The organism is Aeribacillus pallidus, assembly GCF_050478865.1.
GTDB lineage: Bacteria > Bacillota > Bacilli > Bacillales > JACDOC01 > JACDOC01.
Genome location: NZ_JBCNBW010000001.1, coordinates 32802 through 46488, shown reverse-complemented (window position 1 = coordinate 46488; position 13687 = coordinate 32802). Strand labels below are relative to the sequence as shown.

Genomic DNA, 13687 nt, shown 5'->3' with positions numbered 1-13687 from the left:
GGAAAAAAAGATAATATTCAGTCCACCATCCATTATATAAAGAAAATTAAGAAAATTGCATTGTTTTTTGTAGACCTTTTTTGTGTTGCAATGATTTTTTTCAAAACTTCATAAAATTTCTTCCATCCTGCATAATTTATCATCAATTGGTGATACTGATAATAACAACATCGGTCATTGATGTTGTTGCCAACCACGGAGAAGACTTACGTTTCCCCATAAGTTCTTCCTCCGGTTTCTCCTCTCCCTTTGCCTTCTTTCCTTCTTTGAAGGAGTTAGGAGGACCCTGCAATGGTTCGTTGCAGGGATTTTTTTTTGCTAGGCTATGTTATCTTTCATTGTTGATTTTTAGTAAGTTGTTCACATGAAGCGAAAGGCGGCGACTCCAGCGGGAACAAGAAGCCGCAAGACCCATACTTGAGCGTAGCGAGGGAAGCGGCTTGCACCTTGCCCGCGGAAAGCGTCCGCCTGCATCGAAATGCTAAATAGCAACAGCATTCTTTAACAGAGCCTTTTGCTAACATATGTTAAAAATTCTTTTCAATCAAAATGGTCTCATCTAAGTGGCTAATATACACTCGGAAAATTTTTTCAAGCCAAGCCTCATCGATGAAAATTTCCTCATTGAGTTCGGTTAATGGATTGCGCGTTAATCCAAAACTTTCTTCGTTAAATATGAAAAAGGTTTCATCTAGATATAATCGATATACGTTTCCCGCTTGTTTAACAATATAGGATTCTCGTTCGACAATTGGTCTCGTTTCATATCCAAGCGCTTGCATAGTAGAAAGAAATGGATACCATCGTCTTCCCGAAAAATACACAGCCTCTTCCTTGTCTAACACACGACCATTTACTTGTAACTTCCTTCCATCAAACAATAAAAAGTGCCTAAATGGTACGTTTTCTTGCTTATTTTCTTGAAAAAAGTTCGTTTTAAGTCCAGTTAGTTCGTAAATCATATTGTCTAACCGTTCGGCCGATAACTCTCCGTCATGTGCAATTATAGAATCAATTAAGGCGAAATATGTTTTCTCTGTCAACTGATCTTTTAGTTCTTGTACGATTAGATTCGCTTTTGAATGATTTGACTTTTCATCGGCAAGTAAAGAAGAAACAACAGAAGCAAGCCATTTTTCTTCTTCTAAAAAGTCAAAGCGATTATTCACATAATTAAAAGCAAGTTCATACTGCAATTGCTCAAAATCTTGTTCATTACGAAAAAAATATAGCTTTCCATCTGTTGAAGATTGTATATCCGACATAATAATGGTTGCCTCTACTTGCTCTAAAAACTTTTTCCATTCTTCCGCCTTAATAGTAAGTTCAGTTGGTGTATACACTGTGATGGTTGAAGTCCACTCATTCATTACCATAGGAGATTCATGCCAATAAAGAGAAGATGGTGTCCCTGCTGTTTCAAACCGGTAAAAATTTATATAATTTTTTTCAATAAACGACGTTCTTTTTCCGCTAACAACCCAAGTCCCTTCCTGCTTCGATTCATCTGATAGTTGTACGATGGTATGTAAAATTTTTAAATTGGAAAATTGGGCATACCAATTTTTAATCAAAGGTTCCGTATTTCTTTGAACCCGTAGATGATAGGTAATGGTAACATTGCCTGAAGACGTAAAAAAAGTCCTTTCCTCCCCTTCTTTCCATCTTTCACAAGCCTGGCCCTCACTATTGATACAGGATGCCTCGGAAATCCCTGTTGGCAGGGTGACCGTATATGTTCCTTCAGGAAGATCGTACAACGTTTGTTTAATGTATAACTTATCGTCTCGATAAGTAACTTCTATGGTTTGATCGACCATCACCTGTTCTTCGTCTTCATGCTTTAGTGCCGTAACGTAATCTTGCCATTGAAAAAATAAAAACCCACCAATGGATGCTAGAGACGTTAATATAAACATTAAAGATGTTCTAAACATTTTGCGTTTCCCCTTATTCTTTCACTTAACTAAATCATTTTTACTTTTCTATATTAACAAATTTTTTGTGGAATTAATGGAATTTTTTCAAACGATTTTCATAAAAGGAATATTTCAATAAAAGGATGGACAAAGAAATATTCTCTTCTCATTTTAACTTGGCAATGATAAAGTAAGAGAGGATAAATTTGAATTTATAAGGAGGCGTTAAGAGTTGATTCAACGGTTTATCGAACTTGGAGAAGGGTATTCGGACATATATGAGCTACTAGAAATTGCTCGTCGGAATCAACACCGCCTTGCTCATTTAATGGCATTTCATACGGTTGTGAATGGAAATGAAGTCACTTCCCTCGTCGTTGTATTACATCCAACATCACCAGGTGATTTTCAACCACTTTATATCTGTAGGGAAGGAATTCCTTATCCATATACAAAGCCAAATAAACGGTTTGATTTGTTTAAGGAGCTTGCCAGAGAACTAAACAAAGAAATTATCGAAATGAACGTTAAACCTTCCACGATGTTTGCTGAAAAGGAATTATATTATCAGCATTTAATCGGTATATTACGAATGAATAAATACCTTCCTCCGTTACAATAAGAAAACACCACTTTTGTAAGTGGTGTTTTTTCGAATGATTACATATACGAGCTTGAAGTTAAAAGCCCATTTTATAATCATATTCTTTTGCTTTATCTGGTTTGGAGTTTTCAAACTCCGTTTTTAAAAAAGGTTTGTAAGATGGTTCTACTTTTTTGACGAATGAAAATGAAGAGAGTTTATCTATAACCGTTTCCAATTCGTCTTGATTACAATATAATACAACATATTTTAACCGTTTTGATACGTAATGAATGTTACCAAATCGACGGATCGATTTTACGTGCTTTAAATGATATAACCACACAATTAACCCTTGACGTTCAACAAACATATAATTTTCCCCTTAATACTTGTATCTATCTAATTCGTATTTTTCCTAAGTCTAGCATATTTTTAGCAAATCTTTCAACTGATATCTGGAAGGTGTATAACATGGATTTGGCTGTTATTTGGGACCACTTCCTGCAATTATTAAATAAAGAAGAAGCCATTCATTTGGCAAAAATGAGAAAAAGTGCAGGGATACCTTTTTTATATATTACTTCTTCCCTCCCAAAAGAAGAGGTGGAACACTTGATTAAATCTTGTGCTGGTAAAGCGATGCGCGGAAAGAGACTTCATGCGGAAACCCATTTTTTTCGAAAAAATGTAGAAACCTTTATTTACCGTCACCGCTTTTATGTCCCGCAAGAAAAAATGTTTTGCTGTGGTAACATTTGTGAAGATTGTATTCGTCTTAGACCTTACAACACGTAAAAGAGTGATCGTATTTTCCAACGATCACTCATGAAGAACAACCACACGCTCCTCCCGATCCACAGCCACCACCGCAGCTTGATAAGGAATCGAAAAATGGATTTCCGGTCGGAACTTTAATTTGAGGTGAAACCGCATGACCTATTAATCGACTAATTTCATCAAGAAGCTGTTGCATGTCATTTTCTGCCCGTCTGAAATTAGCCACATTTTCATCTAAATCCATTTCCCTTTTTACTTCCCGAATTTTTCGTGTTACTTCTTTGTAATCAGGGTGATACTTCCCAAAACGTTGAACTTCTTCGTAACGTTCCTTTAGTTGAACAAACGCTTGAATTTTCCGCTTTGTTTGTTCGTCTGTATATAATTTATGATAACAGCGACGGTACTGTTCGGCCGTCTCTGATTGAATAATCATATTGGCTAATTGTTCAGCAAAATTGATAATTTCAATTTGCTCCATCGTTGCTAACATTCGCCCACCTCCTCTCTTTATTGTACCACGTTCGAGATGAGTGGGAAAATGTTCAAGCTTTACGAAATGGTCACGTAAAAATTTCTAGACAAATGGTATGATTCGTTATGCGGTGAAACGATATCAATTTTTACTAAATGAACACCTTTTTTTACTCCCTTCATGACAAAAGCAGCCGTATGATATTCTCCAAAGCGCTTACCATCAAGATACACAATAATTTTCCCATTTTTCTTTCCTTTTTCAGAAGCAAATGATACCCCTTGGACGACACATTCAACAAAAACATTGTTTCCTTGCACAATATGTCGAACTTGTAATTTTTTTTGTTGCGTATGTTGAATATGGGCAGCTGAAACTGATTCTGGTTCTGGAAAGTCTTGCTTACAACCAAATAAGACGAAGACAAATCCGATCATCAAAAGGCATTTTTTCATCTTCCATCACTCCTTGCCTTTATCATTTGCAAGAAGCGTTTGTTTTACACATAAGGGACCTATTATAAATAGCATCTATCCTATTGTTTCATAATATCCAACATGGACATCATCATCGATGCCATTTGTAGGGTTTGGGAAAATTTTTCGACCCGATGTGGTATCGTTTTTTTATAGTAATGTAGCGAAGCAATTTCAAATTGTTCCAAGTCTTGTGGGGAACGACTCAACATACGATACCACGCCGGTTGTTGTCGTAAAAATTGATGTAAAAATGGATCACGTCGAATGTACTCCATCACATCACTTCTCATGAATCATCACCTAATCCTTTCGAAAGCTAAACGGATGTGGGCGTTTTTCTTCTCCGCTCGTTCTCGTTTGTTTATTTGATTGTTGAAATTGGGCTAATACTCCTTGAATAGAACCCAATGCTTCATTGAGTTGTTGTATATGGGATTGGAACTGATTTACATCAATTTTTTTTAACATCGATCCGATTTGGTTCATCCAGTTCCCATCACTTTCTTTTGAAGGTTGTTCTTCTACATTTTTATCTTTATATGGATCCCACTTTGGATCGTCTTCCCCTAACAAATACCAATCTTCATACATTTCTTGCCATGTTACTTCTCCTCGGCGTACGCGTTGGATTAATTTAGGATGGTTCTTAACGAACTGTTTAAATTTTTCTACGTCAGGGTGAAGTTGTTTTTCCACATCGTATCACCTCCGCCAAGATATTTATCTGCTATAGCCTATGTATAACAAAAGAAATGGTGCTAAATTCAGAAACTCATGATATGATAAAAAACAACAATAATAATGGAAGGGTAAAAATGGATAAAGAGTTATATTCGTTATTTGAATCAGTACTAAAGGAAGCAACGAAAGAAGATATACACGTTTTAAAACACGTCTTAGAAGGACTGAAAAATAAGCAAAAACATAAACGAGGTACATATTTACGTTCTCTCTTTCATATTGATTATGAACTTGAAAACGGTGTTATTACACGAGGGACGCTTCCTGTTCATTTACTTACCGAAAATTCATTAGGTATTTTACACGGGGGGATCACCTTTACTTTATTAGATTCTGTCATGGGAACTTATGCTAACCAACTACTTCCTGACCATTTAGGTGCTGTAACTTCCAATTTATCGATTCATTACATAGCCCCTGTTTCCAATGGTTCAATTTCGGCCACTACGCAACTTTTACATCATGGAAAAAAAACGATGGTGTTAGAAGGTAAAGTTGTGGATTCGTCTAATCAATTAATTGCCCACGGAACAGGAACATTTTTCATTATTACAAAAAAATAGGAGAGATTATCTCTCTCCTACATTTAACCATTCTTTACTAATGTAATTTTGGGTAAAATATTGTTGATACACCCCAACACCTATATGGGTAAAATCCTCATTCAACATAATTTCCCGATGTCCTTTCGAATTCAGCCATCCCTCGACAACAGCTGGTCCATCGGTATAATGGGCGGCAATATTTTCACCCGCTAACGAAAATAAAATATCAGCTGTCTTCAACCTGTCAAAGAGCGTTCCTGACTCGGGAGATTCATGGGAGAAAAAATCGCTTTCATACATATCAACACTATGATTGTAGGCCACTTCAGCCGTTTTCTCGTCCCATAAAAGCGGATCTAACTGAAAACGTTGGCGTATAATATTAGTTAGTTCAAAAATTTGCTGTTCTGTGCCTGATTCAACCTTTTTCCACATCTCTTCTGTTAGGGGATCTGCTTCAAGTAATTCCCCACGATACACCATTTCGTACGGATGTTGTTTGACTAGTGTTTTTCCGTTTAAAAAACGAACACTGGAGAGTGTACTCGTGAATTTATCAATATACAACTGGGCATAAATATCTCCAAGTGCGATAAGTGGTCTCGTATTTATATCTTCTTCTGACAATTCAAATCGGTAGGTGCCAGAAGGAAGCTCAACAACGTGCTCTGTTTCAACAAACGTAAATTGATAAATATCCTCTACTTTTTGTCCAATTTGGTATGGAAAGATATCGACTTCTTCCCCCATAACAAATATAGTAACAATTGTATTCTCTTCTACACCTACCTGCATATATGTCTTATAATCTTGATTATAAATCCACCATTCGTAACCATAGGGAGTAGGGTCAATTCTCGAAGGCTTCCCGTATACTTTCGTCCACTCTTCCACTGTTTTTCCGATAAACGTTGAAACACCTTGTGTTGGACGTTCATCCGTAGAAATCAACTCGTTAGTTGACTGATTAAGTTCTTCCAAATATTTAGGAACTTTTTGCTCCATTCCCGTTAGCAGTTCGTTTTTCTCCGAGGATGAATTAGTATAAATGTTATAAACAAGAACAATTGTTAAAACAAGTAATATGCGAATTAAAAGTTTCAGGAGGATCCTCCTCTCTTTCTCGAGTAGCTATTTCCTACTAATATTATATCATTTCAAATAATTCAATAAACAGTTATGTACTTTCACTAATACATAAAAAAGTGCCCATTAATGGACACCTTTACATGAATTAATGAGAATAATGTTCGTTGCTTGGTTCGGAAATTTCTGATAACGCTTGTTTTGCTTGATTGTCTGTTAACTCACGTACAGCAAAATCTCCAAGTGATACGATACCGACGAGCCGTTCGCCATCAACGACTGGTAATCGTCTAATTTGATGCTCAGACATTAATCGAGCCGCCTCATCCGTTGGCGTATCTGGTGAAACGGTAACAAGCTGCTCGCTCATTATATCTTGCACTTTGGATGAAGGTGGATGTTTTTCGGCAATACAGCGAATCACTATATCACGGTCGGTAATCATCCCAACTAATCGATCTCCATCAACAATCGGAATGGCTCCTACATTGTACTGTTTCATTTTTTGAGCCACTTCAAATACATTGTCTAGTAAGGAGCATGTTTCGACGTCACTCGTCATAATTTCCCGAACTGTTGTCATGTAAACCCTCCTTATCATTTTCCATTGTGTTTCACACTATTTGTGTTATCCACAACAATAGCATCTCCTTTTTGTTCAAAATTATTCAAGGCTATTTTTGTCCATTTGGAAAACTTCCGTGAGAACACATTGCATGTTCCTTCCTTTTCGTCTATTATTAAAATGTGTAGTTTCCAGAATGTCTGTTAAGGCATGCGATCGGTATGTTTGAACATATAGGAGGGAAATAATCATGAGATTCGAAAATACTGGAATTGAAAACTTAAAAGCGGATTTAGTTCGATTAGATGAAGTCATGCGCTCCCATGGTTTACTTCGTGAATCACAATGGGATTATGAACGTGTAACGTACGACCGCAAATTTGAAATTAAAGAAGGTACATACTACTTACGTGTTCAAGGATACGCTGTTGAAGGTGACGTAGGAAGTCACGATGCGTTAATTCAACTGATGAAACCACTTCTTGGTAAACATTATTATCCACACGGTGTTGAATACGGTGAAGGAGAACATTTCCCTGAACATCTAGTCAAACAATGTGAGAAAATTTTAGAAGATGTGAAAAAAGAAATTGAAATGTTTGCAGAATAATTTCAATCGAGTGTAGAGATTACATTCTCTACACTTTTTTATTTAAATTCAATCCTTTGATTTCTTTACAATTTAAAAAACAAAATCATTGTTCATAAAATGATAACCATACTATAATAAAATAAAAAGTGTCGTTAGAAAGGAGCTAGACATATACCTTGGCGTCAATTTTTAAAAGAAAGACGGTTTTTCTCATCTTAGCAATTCTCATCATCGGGATTGTTCTCTACTACATATTACCAGTTTCAATTCCGATCATATCGGCGTTAATTACCGCTTTATTTTTAGAACCTGCAGTAAAGCTTTTCCAGCGAAAAATAAAGCTGAAACGGAAATACGCAGTTTTAATAGTGTTTTTAGTCTTTTTGCTTTTTATTGGCTTAACGTCATATTTTGTGACGACAAAAGTAGTTGGGGAAGCAGTAAAGGTAGTAAAAGATGCCCCGACCTATATTAATGAAATTTCTGTAGCTTGGGCAAATGCGGAAACGTATCTTACCCATGCTGCAAAAGATTTACCTAAAGATTTTGTCGATGAAATTACCTCCCAAATCAACGATTTTTTTAAAAGATCAAAGGAGATTATTTTAAATTATGTGAATATCGAGACCATTAGCGCAGCATTGTCATACATACCAAACTACTTGGTCAGCTTTTTAGTCTTTCTCATTGCTTTATTTTTATTTATGATTGATTTACCACAATTGCGTAAAATGATATATAACCACTTAAACGAAGAAACAGCAGATAAAGTGTCTTTTATGACATCTAGACTGTCTTACGTTATTTTTGGTTTTTTCAAAGCACAATTTTTAGTTAGTATCATTATTTTTATTGCTTCCTTAATCGGTCTTTTAATCATTACTCCTGACATAGCCTTTGTAATGTCATTAATTATATGGTTAATTGATTTTATTCCAATTATTGGATCGATTGTTATTTTAGGTCCTTGGGCATTGTTTCATCTAGTAACAGGTGATATTGCTCTAGGAACAAAATTGGCCATCTTAGCCGCCATTTTGTTAATTATTCGCCGAACAGTCGAACCAAAAGTGATGGGTAGCCATATCGGACTATCCCCGTTAGCAACATTAATAGCAATGTATATTGGTTTGAAACTACTCGGTATGTTAGGGTTTATTTTAGGACCACTTGTTTTAATTGTATTTAATTCTGCCAAAGAAGCAGGAATTATTAAAACTGACTTTAAAATATAGGCTATGTTATATTTCATTGTTGATTTATAGCAAGTTGTTCACACGGCGGCGACTCCAGCGGGAACAAGAAGCCAGGCAAAACCCATACTTGAGCGTAGCGAGGGAAGCGGCTTTCGGCTTGCCCGCGGAAAGCGTCCGCCATAAGCGAAATGATAAATATCAACACTATCATTTAACAGACCAAAATATAAAAAGACTAAGGGATATTTGCTTCCCTTAGTCTTTTTTCGTTAAAATCCTAAAATCGCTTTAATAACGGAAGTTGTTTCTCCACCTTGATAAATCACATATAACAATAAATAAACAACAACCCCAGTCGTAGCTGTAAAAAACCATACAATGCTTGTTATTGGTCCTAACTTTCGATGACGAGTCCATTCCTTTTTATACGCCGAAAATAATGTAACCAGGCCAAAGACGGCTCCTGTAGTAGCAAGAACAATATGGAAAATGAGAAAGACTGTGTAGTAAATTTTCACATCATCAGGTCCACCAAACGCTGTATTTCCAATAAATATGGTCCTGCTTAAATAGATAAGAAAGAACAAAAGTGCAAAAATAGCGGCAGCAAACATTGTTTTTTGATGAGCTTCAGTTTTTTTCTGTTTAATCTGCCACCAACCAATCGCCACTAAAACTGCACTAATGACAATACAAGATGTACTAATCGTTGGTAAAATTGGCACTGTCATTTCTTTTTCTCCTTTTCTACTATGTATCATAAAAGCATATAGAGGCGGCAAGCTGCTTAATGGCCTGCCGCTTTATATTTTATTCTGTAGTTTGCGGATTTCGAGCTAATAATGCTTGTTCATTAATTGAATCACTTTCTACTTGTTCTTTTCGGTACCATTCAAAGAAAATTTGGGCTAACACGACACCGTACACAATTTCTTGAATAATTTTCATGAGCACCCCACCAAGTTGTTGATCTTCAATTGGGGGCATATCTGTAAATAGTTCAGGCCCTGATAGATTTAATCCAGCTAACGTATCAATTGGTACACATAATGTTAGAGCTTGTAGCCAAACGGAGGCATCGTAATATGTGGCATACATCGGTGATTCTGCAAAAATAATTAAAGCACATGCAGGGGTTAATAGAACGCCATCGGCAAAAATGTAACCGACTTTTTTTAACCCATGCAGTCTGTTTTCACCTGGTAATTTATTTACAAGCGGCCACCACATAAAGATGGCAAAAATAAATAGGACGAACGTATAGATTCCATGCAATGTTTCATCGGTTTTAATGACATCAAAAATCATCGGCATATGATAAAAAGAAAACATTCCGTTAAATAAAATAAGAGCAATTAGTGGCTTTGTTCCAAATTGGAATATTTGTTTTACTACTGGTTGCTTAATGATAAACTGCCATAGCCATGATGGAATTCCGACGATTAATAACGGTGGAATCAATAAATATAATACCGCCATTTGAACCATATGAACAGAGAATAAGATGTGGCCCATTAAATCGACGGGTGATCCTTTTATAACATACAAAAGAATCATCGCAATGACAAAGAATACTCCTTCTTTCTTTTTCAATGGCTCATTATTTTGGAAATCATGGCGCCACTTAACCGTTACTAAAAAATATACGGTCGTCATAAACAAAATAGCAACGAAAAAGAAAGGGCTCCATAATGCTTCAAACCCAAATATTTTCAAAGGCACGTGTCCTTCACCTCGCTTTAGTTCATGCTATCTTTATTATACTTTTTACAATTTAGGGATTCAATGAATGGTCTTGACAAGTTCATGACAATTTCATGTGTAAATCCCGTAAAAATAAAAGAGGAGCTGACGATTCCAATCTGGAGGTCAGCTCCTTTTCCAATTAAATCCACACAATGGTTACGAACGCTAACACAGTAACAAGCGCTACTAATAAGCCAGAATAAAGGAACAACGCAGGTTTTTCGTGTCCTTTATGGCTCATATGCATGAAATAGTACAATTGGAAAATAACTTGTACTGCTGCTAATAACAGAATGAACGGTACGACAAACCAATGCGAGAAATCTCCACCAACTGCGAAAAACGCAATGATGGTTAAGAAAATCATTAGCACAAAGGAAATGACTTGAAATTTCATGTCTTCAGCATTCTTTTTGCGACGAAACTCATAGTCTACTCTAGGGTTACCGGTATTCGTTTGATTTGCCATAGGTTATCCCACCATTCCCATTAAGTATACTACTGTAAAGATGAATACCCATACAACGTCGATGAAGTGCCAATAAAGGCTGGCAACATAAAACTTCGGTGCGTTGTAAAGGTTTAACCCACGCTTCGCATTACGTAACATGAGCGTAATAATCCATAACAATCCGAAGGCAACGTGTCCACCGTGAAAGCCAACTAACGTATAGAATGCTGAACCAAATGCGCTACTAGTAAAAGTATGACCAAATTCATGAACATAATGATTAAACTCGTAAATCTCAAGTCCTAAGAACCCTGCTCCTAAAAGAACCGTAATTAATAACCATGCTTGCATCTTTTGGAAGCTGTAGTTCTTCATGTGATACATCGCGTATACACTTGTTAACGAGCTTGTTAAAAGAAGCATTGTTGCAATAAATACTAGTTCCAATTCGAATAAATCTTTTGCTAACGCATGATCGGTACTAGGTACCTTATCTTTCAGTGCTAAGTAGGTAGCGAAAAGGGAGCCGAAGAGCACCGTTTCGCCCCCAAGAAATAGCCAGAAACCTAAAAACTTATTTTTTCCTTCAAGGGTTGCCTTTTCAGGAGATGCAGGCCATGTTTTCGGCGTGAATTTTTCTTCAACGTGCATTATGCCTTAACCCCCTTTTCGCCATCTTTCAATAAGTCCTCTTTATGAATATGGTATCCATGATCATCAATAACAGAACGTAAGAACATGGCACCAAGTGTGATTAGCATACCAATAATTAAAACTGGAATTGCCCAAGGCTTATCGTCCACTTGATACATCGCACCAAATGCAGCGACGAAAAGACCTAAAGACATAACAAATGGTAAAATAGAAGAGTTTGGCATATGAATATCTCCAAGCGGTTCTGCTGGAGTTAATTCTTTTTTACCTTCCATCTTCTCAATCCACCATGTATCTAACCCACGTACAAGAGGCGTTTGTTTAAAGTTGTAGAATGGTGGTGGTGATGGGATCGCCCACTCAATTGTGCGACCATCTCCCCAAGGGTCGTTTCCAACTTTTTCATTTTTCACACTTGTGATAACAATGTTGAGTAGTAATACAATGACACCAGCTGCCATGAAGCCAGCCCCGATGGAAGATACTAAGTTTCCTGTTTCGAAACCTTGACCTGGTAAGAAAGTCCAAACACGACGTGGCATTCCCATTAAGCCAAGGAAGTGTTGGATAAAGAAGGTTAAATGGAACCCGATAAAGAATAACCAGAACGTAATTTTACCTAATGTTTCGTTTAACATTGTACCAAACATTTTTGGCCAATAGAAATGTGTTGCTGCTAATATCGCAAGAACAACCCCACCAATGATAACGTAGTGGAAGTGCGCAACTACGAAATAACTATCGTGATATTGATAGTCGGCAGCAGCTGCGGCGTTCATAACACCTGTTACCCCACCGGCAACGAAAGAAGGAATAAAGCCCACTGCATACAACATTGGAGTTGTAAACTTAATACTTCCGCCCCACATCGTTAATAACCAGTTGAAAATCTTAACACCAGTAGGAACAGCAATCGCCATTGTTGCAACCGCAAAGATTGCGTTTGCAATTGGTCCTAAACCAGTCGTGAACATGTGGTGAGCCCACACCATGAATCCTAAGAAACCGATTAATACGGTTGCAAATACCATCGAAGAATAACCGAATAAACGTTTTCTAGAGAAAGTTGAGAAAATATCAGAGAAAATACCGAATGCCGGTAAAACAAGAATGTATACTTCTGGGTGTCCGAAAATCCAGAATAAGTGTTCCCAAATAATTGTGTTACCACCTGCTGCTACATCAAAGAAGTTTGCGCCAAATAAACGGTCAAACATCATTAAAAAGAGACCTACTGTTAAAGGCGGGAACGCAAATAAAATAAGTGCAGATGCAACGAATGTTGTCCATGTGAACAATGGCATACGCATGTATGTCATACCTGGCGCTCGCATGTTAATAATTGTAACTAAGAAGTTAATACCAGCAATTAACGTACCTGCACCAGAAATCTGTAATCCTAATACATAGAAGTCTATTCCATGGCCTGGTGAAGCTAGAGATAAAGATGCATAAGAAGTCCAACCAGCATCAGGAGCTCCACCTAAAAACCATGAAAGGTTTAAGAATAGTCCTCCGAAGAAGAACAACCAGAAACCAAGTGAGTTTAAGAATGGAAACGCTACGTCACGAGCACCAATTTGAAGTGGTACAACAGCGTTCATAAACGCAAATAACAATGGCATAGCTGCCAAGAAAATCATTGTTGTTCCGTGCATCGTTAATACTTCGTTATAAAGACCTGCACTGATAAAATCATTTTCAGGTACCGCTAACTGAATACGAATGACAAGTGCTTCGATACCACCAAGGATGAAAAAGAGACCACCAGTAACTAAGTAAAGGATGGCAATCTTCTTATGGTCTACTGTTGTTAAGTAGTCCCAAAGAGTGGCAGCGAAGCCCTTCTTTTGTGCGTAGGTACTCACGTTTAAC

Annotated in this window: 18 protein-coding genes; 5 read left to right on the top strand and 13 right to left on the bottom strand. The window is 37.0% G+C overall.

Translation table 11 applies throughout. The annotated features are described in order from the left end of the window. Positions 1-527 precede the first annotated feature (527 nt). Positions 528-1937, bottom strand: coding sequence for a hypothetical protein (locus ABES52_RS00245; protein ID WP_429647775.1), 1410 nt, complete (start codon positions 1935-1937; stop codon positions 528-530). A 214-nt stretch (positions 1938-2151) separates the two neighbouring features. Here ABES52_RS00245 and ABES52_RS00240 point away from each other — a divergent pair, with 214 nt between their 5' ends. Then, positions 2152-2541, top strand: a complete 390-nt coding sequence (locus tag ABES52_RS00240) for a DUF7147 family protein (RefSeq protein WP_429647773.1) — start codon at positions 2152-2154, stop codon at positions 2539-2541. A gap of 58 nt (positions 2542-2599) precedes the next feature. On the opposite strand, the gene ABES52_RS00235 is transcribed toward ABES52_RS00240, so the two are convergent. Continuing rightward, positions 2600-2875 (bottom strand): YlbG family protein, encoded by a 276-nt coding sequence (locus ABES52_RS00235; protein ID WP_429647771.1) that lies wholly within the window; start codon positions 2873-2875, stop codon positions 2600-2602. A gap of 101 nt (positions 2876-2976) precedes the next feature. Between ABES52_RS00235 and ABES52_RS00230 the strand changes: the two genes are divergently transcribed. Further along, positions 2977-3300, top strand: coding sequence for a hypothetical protein (locus ABES52_RS00230; protein ID WP_429647769.1), 324 nt, complete (start codon positions 2977-2979; stop codon positions 3298-3300). Between the two features lie 28 nt (positions 3301-3328). Here ABES52_RS00230 and ABES52_RS00225 read toward each other — a convergent pair whose 3' ends face one another. The 4 genes from ABES52_RS00225 to ABES52_RS00210 form a co-directional block, all read right to left on the bottom strand. Further along, a complete protein-coding gene (locus tag ABES52_RS00225; protein ID WP_429647767.1) occupies positions 3329-3775 on the bottom strand; it encodes a YlbF/YmcA family competence regulator in 447 nt (148 codons plus the stop codon). Between the two features lie 59 nt (positions 3776-3834). Beyond that, complete coding sequence (locus ABES52_RS00220; protein ID WP_429647765.1) at positions 3835-4212, bottom strand: hypothetical protein; 378 nt, start codon at positions 4210-4212, stop codon at positions 3835-3837. 80 nt (positions 4213-4292) lie between these two features. Beyond that, complete coding sequence (locus tag ABES52_RS00215) at positions 4293-4526, bottom strand: YlbE-like family protein (RefSeq protein WP_429647763.1); 234 nt, start codon at positions 4524-4526, stop codon at positions 4293-4295. 10 nt (positions 4527-4536) lie between these two features. Next, the gene (locus ABES52_RS00210; protein WP_429647761.1) at positions 4537-4932 is read right to left on the bottom strand and encodes a YlbD family protein; all 396 of its coding nucleotides are present in this window, start codon (positions 4930-4932) and stop codon (positions 4537-4539) included. A 119-nt stretch (positions 4933-5051) separates the two neighbouring features. Between ABES52_RS00210 and ABES52_RS00205 the strand changes: the two genes are divergently transcribed. After that, on the top strand, positions 5052-5540 hold the full coding sequence (locus tag ABES52_RS00205; protein WP_429647760.1) for a PaaI family thioesterase: 489 nt from the start codon (positions 5052-5054) through the stop codon (positions 5538-5540). Between the two features lie 6 nt (positions 5541-5546). Here ABES52_RS00205 and ABES52_RS00200 read toward each other — a convergent pair whose 3' ends face one another. Then, a complete protein-coding gene (locus ABES52_RS00200; protein WP_429647758.1) occupies positions 5547-6527 on the bottom strand; it encodes a CAP domain-containing protein in 981 nt (326 codons plus the stop codon). Positions 6528-6756: 229 nt separating this feature from the next. Then, entirely contained in the window at positions 6757-7191 is a 435-nt protein-coding gene (locus tag ABES52_RS00195; RefSeq protein ID WP_429647756.1) for a CBS domain-containing protein, read from the bottom strand. Positions 7192-7423: 232 nt separating this feature from the next. Here ABES52_RS00195 and ABES52_RS00190 point away from each other — a divergent pair, with 232 nt between their 5' ends. Next, positions 7424-7783, top strand: coding sequence for a YugN family protein (locus ABES52_RS00190; RefSeq protein ID WP_429647754.1), 360 nt, complete (start codon positions 7424-7426; stop codon positions 7781-7783). Positions 7784-7941: 158 nt separating this feature from the next. Further along, on the top strand, positions 7942-9000 hold the full coding sequence (ytvI, locus tag ABES52_RS00185; protein WP_429647752.1) for a sporulation integral membrane protein YtvI: 1059 nt from the start codon (positions 7942-7944) through the stop codon (positions 8998-9000). A gap of 230 nt (positions 9001-9230) precedes the next feature. Here ytvI and ABES52_RS00180 read toward each other — a convergent pair whose 3' ends face one another. The 5 genes from ABES52_RS00180 to ctaD all read right to left on the bottom strand — a co-directional run bounded on the left by ABES52_RS00180 (position 9231) and on the right by ctaD (position 13680). After that, a complete protein-coding gene (locus ABES52_RS00180) occupies positions 9231-9692 on the bottom strand; it encodes a DUF420 domain-containing protein (RefSeq protein WP_429647751.1) in 462 nt (153 codons plus the stop codon). Positions 9693-9771: 79 nt separating this feature from the next. Next, on the bottom strand, positions 9772-10683 hold the full coding sequence (gene ctaG, locus ABES52_RS00175) for a cytochrome c oxidase assembly factor CtaG (RefSeq protein ID WP_429647749.1): 912 nt from the start codon (positions 10681-10683) through the stop codon (positions 9772-9774). Positions 10684-10846: 163 nt separating this feature from the next. Beyond that, entirely contained in the window at positions 10847-11176 is a 330-nt protein-coding gene (gene ctaF / locus ABES52_RS00170; RefSeq protein WP_429647747.1) for a cytochrome c oxidase subunit IVB, read from the bottom strand. A 3-nt stretch (positions 11177-11179) separates the two neighbouring features. Further along, positions 11180-11809, bottom strand: a complete 630-nt coding sequence (locus tag ABES52_RS00165) for a cytochrome (ubi)quinol oxidase subunit III (RefSeq protein ID WP_429647745.1) — start codon at positions 11807-11809, stop codon at positions 11180-11182. Then, a complete protein-coding gene (gene ctaD / locus ABES52_RS00160; protein ID WP_429647743.1) occupies positions 11809-13680 on the bottom strand; it encodes a cytochrome c oxidase subunit I in 1872 nt (623 codons plus the stop codon). Before ctaD ends, ABES52_RS00165 begins: the two co-directional genes overlap by 1 nt. Positions 13681-13687: the final 7 nt, after the last annotated feature.

Bases quoted from the DNA above. Each gene is read 5' to 3' on its own strand.
- ABES52_RS00245 (WP_429647775.1), bottom strand. From the start codon at position 1,937: ATGTTTAGAACATCTTTAATGTTTATATTAACGTCTCTAGCATCCATT.
- ABES52_RS00235 (WP_429647771.1), bottom strand. From the start codon at position 2,875: ATGTTTGTTGAACGTCAAGGGTTAATTGTGTGGTTATATCATTTAAAG.
- ABES52_RS00230 (WP_429647769.1), top strand. From the start codon at position 2,977: ATGGATTTGGCTGTTATTTGGGACCACTTCCTGCAATTATTAAATAAA.
- ABES52_RS00225 (WP_429647767.1), bottom strand. From the start codon at position 3,775: ATGTTAGCAACGATGGAGCAAATTGAAATTATCAATTTTGCTGAACAA.
- ABES52_RS00220 (WP_429647765.1), bottom strand. From the start codon at position 4,212: ATGAAAAAATGCCTTTTGATGATCGGATTTGTCTTCGTCTTATTTGGT.
- ABES52_RS00215 (WP_429647763.1), bottom strand. From the start codon at position 4,526: ATGAGAAGTGATGTGATGGAGTACATTCGACGTGATCCATTTTTACAT.
- ABES52_RS00205 (WP_429647760.1), top strand. From the start codon at position 5,052: ATGGATAAAGAGTTATATTCGTTATTTGAATCAGTACTAAAGGAAGCA.
- ABES52_RS00200 (WP_429647758.1), bottom strand. From the start codon at position 6,527: ATGGAGCAAAAAGTTCCTAAATATTTGGAAGAACTTAATCAGTCAACT.
- ABES52_RS00195 (WP_429647756.1), bottom strand. From the start codon at position 7,191: ATGACAACAGTTCGGGAAATTATGACGAGTGACGTCGAAACATGCTCC.
- ABES52_RS00190 (WP_429647754.1), top strand. From the start codon at position 7,424: ATGAGATTCGAAAATACTGGAATTGAAAACTTAAAAGCGGATTTAGTT.
- ABES52_RS00180 (WP_429647751.1), bottom strand. From the start codon at position 9,692: ATGACAGTGCCAATTTTACCAACGATTAGTACATCTTGTATTGTCATT.
- ctaF (WP_429647747.1), bottom strand. From the start codon at position 11,176: ATGGCAAATCAAACGAATACCGGTAACCCTAGAGTAGACTATGAGTTT.
- ABES52_RS00165 (WP_429647745.1), bottom strand. From the start codon at position 11,809: ATGCACGTTGAAGAAAAATTCACGCCGAAAACATGGCCTGCATCTCCT.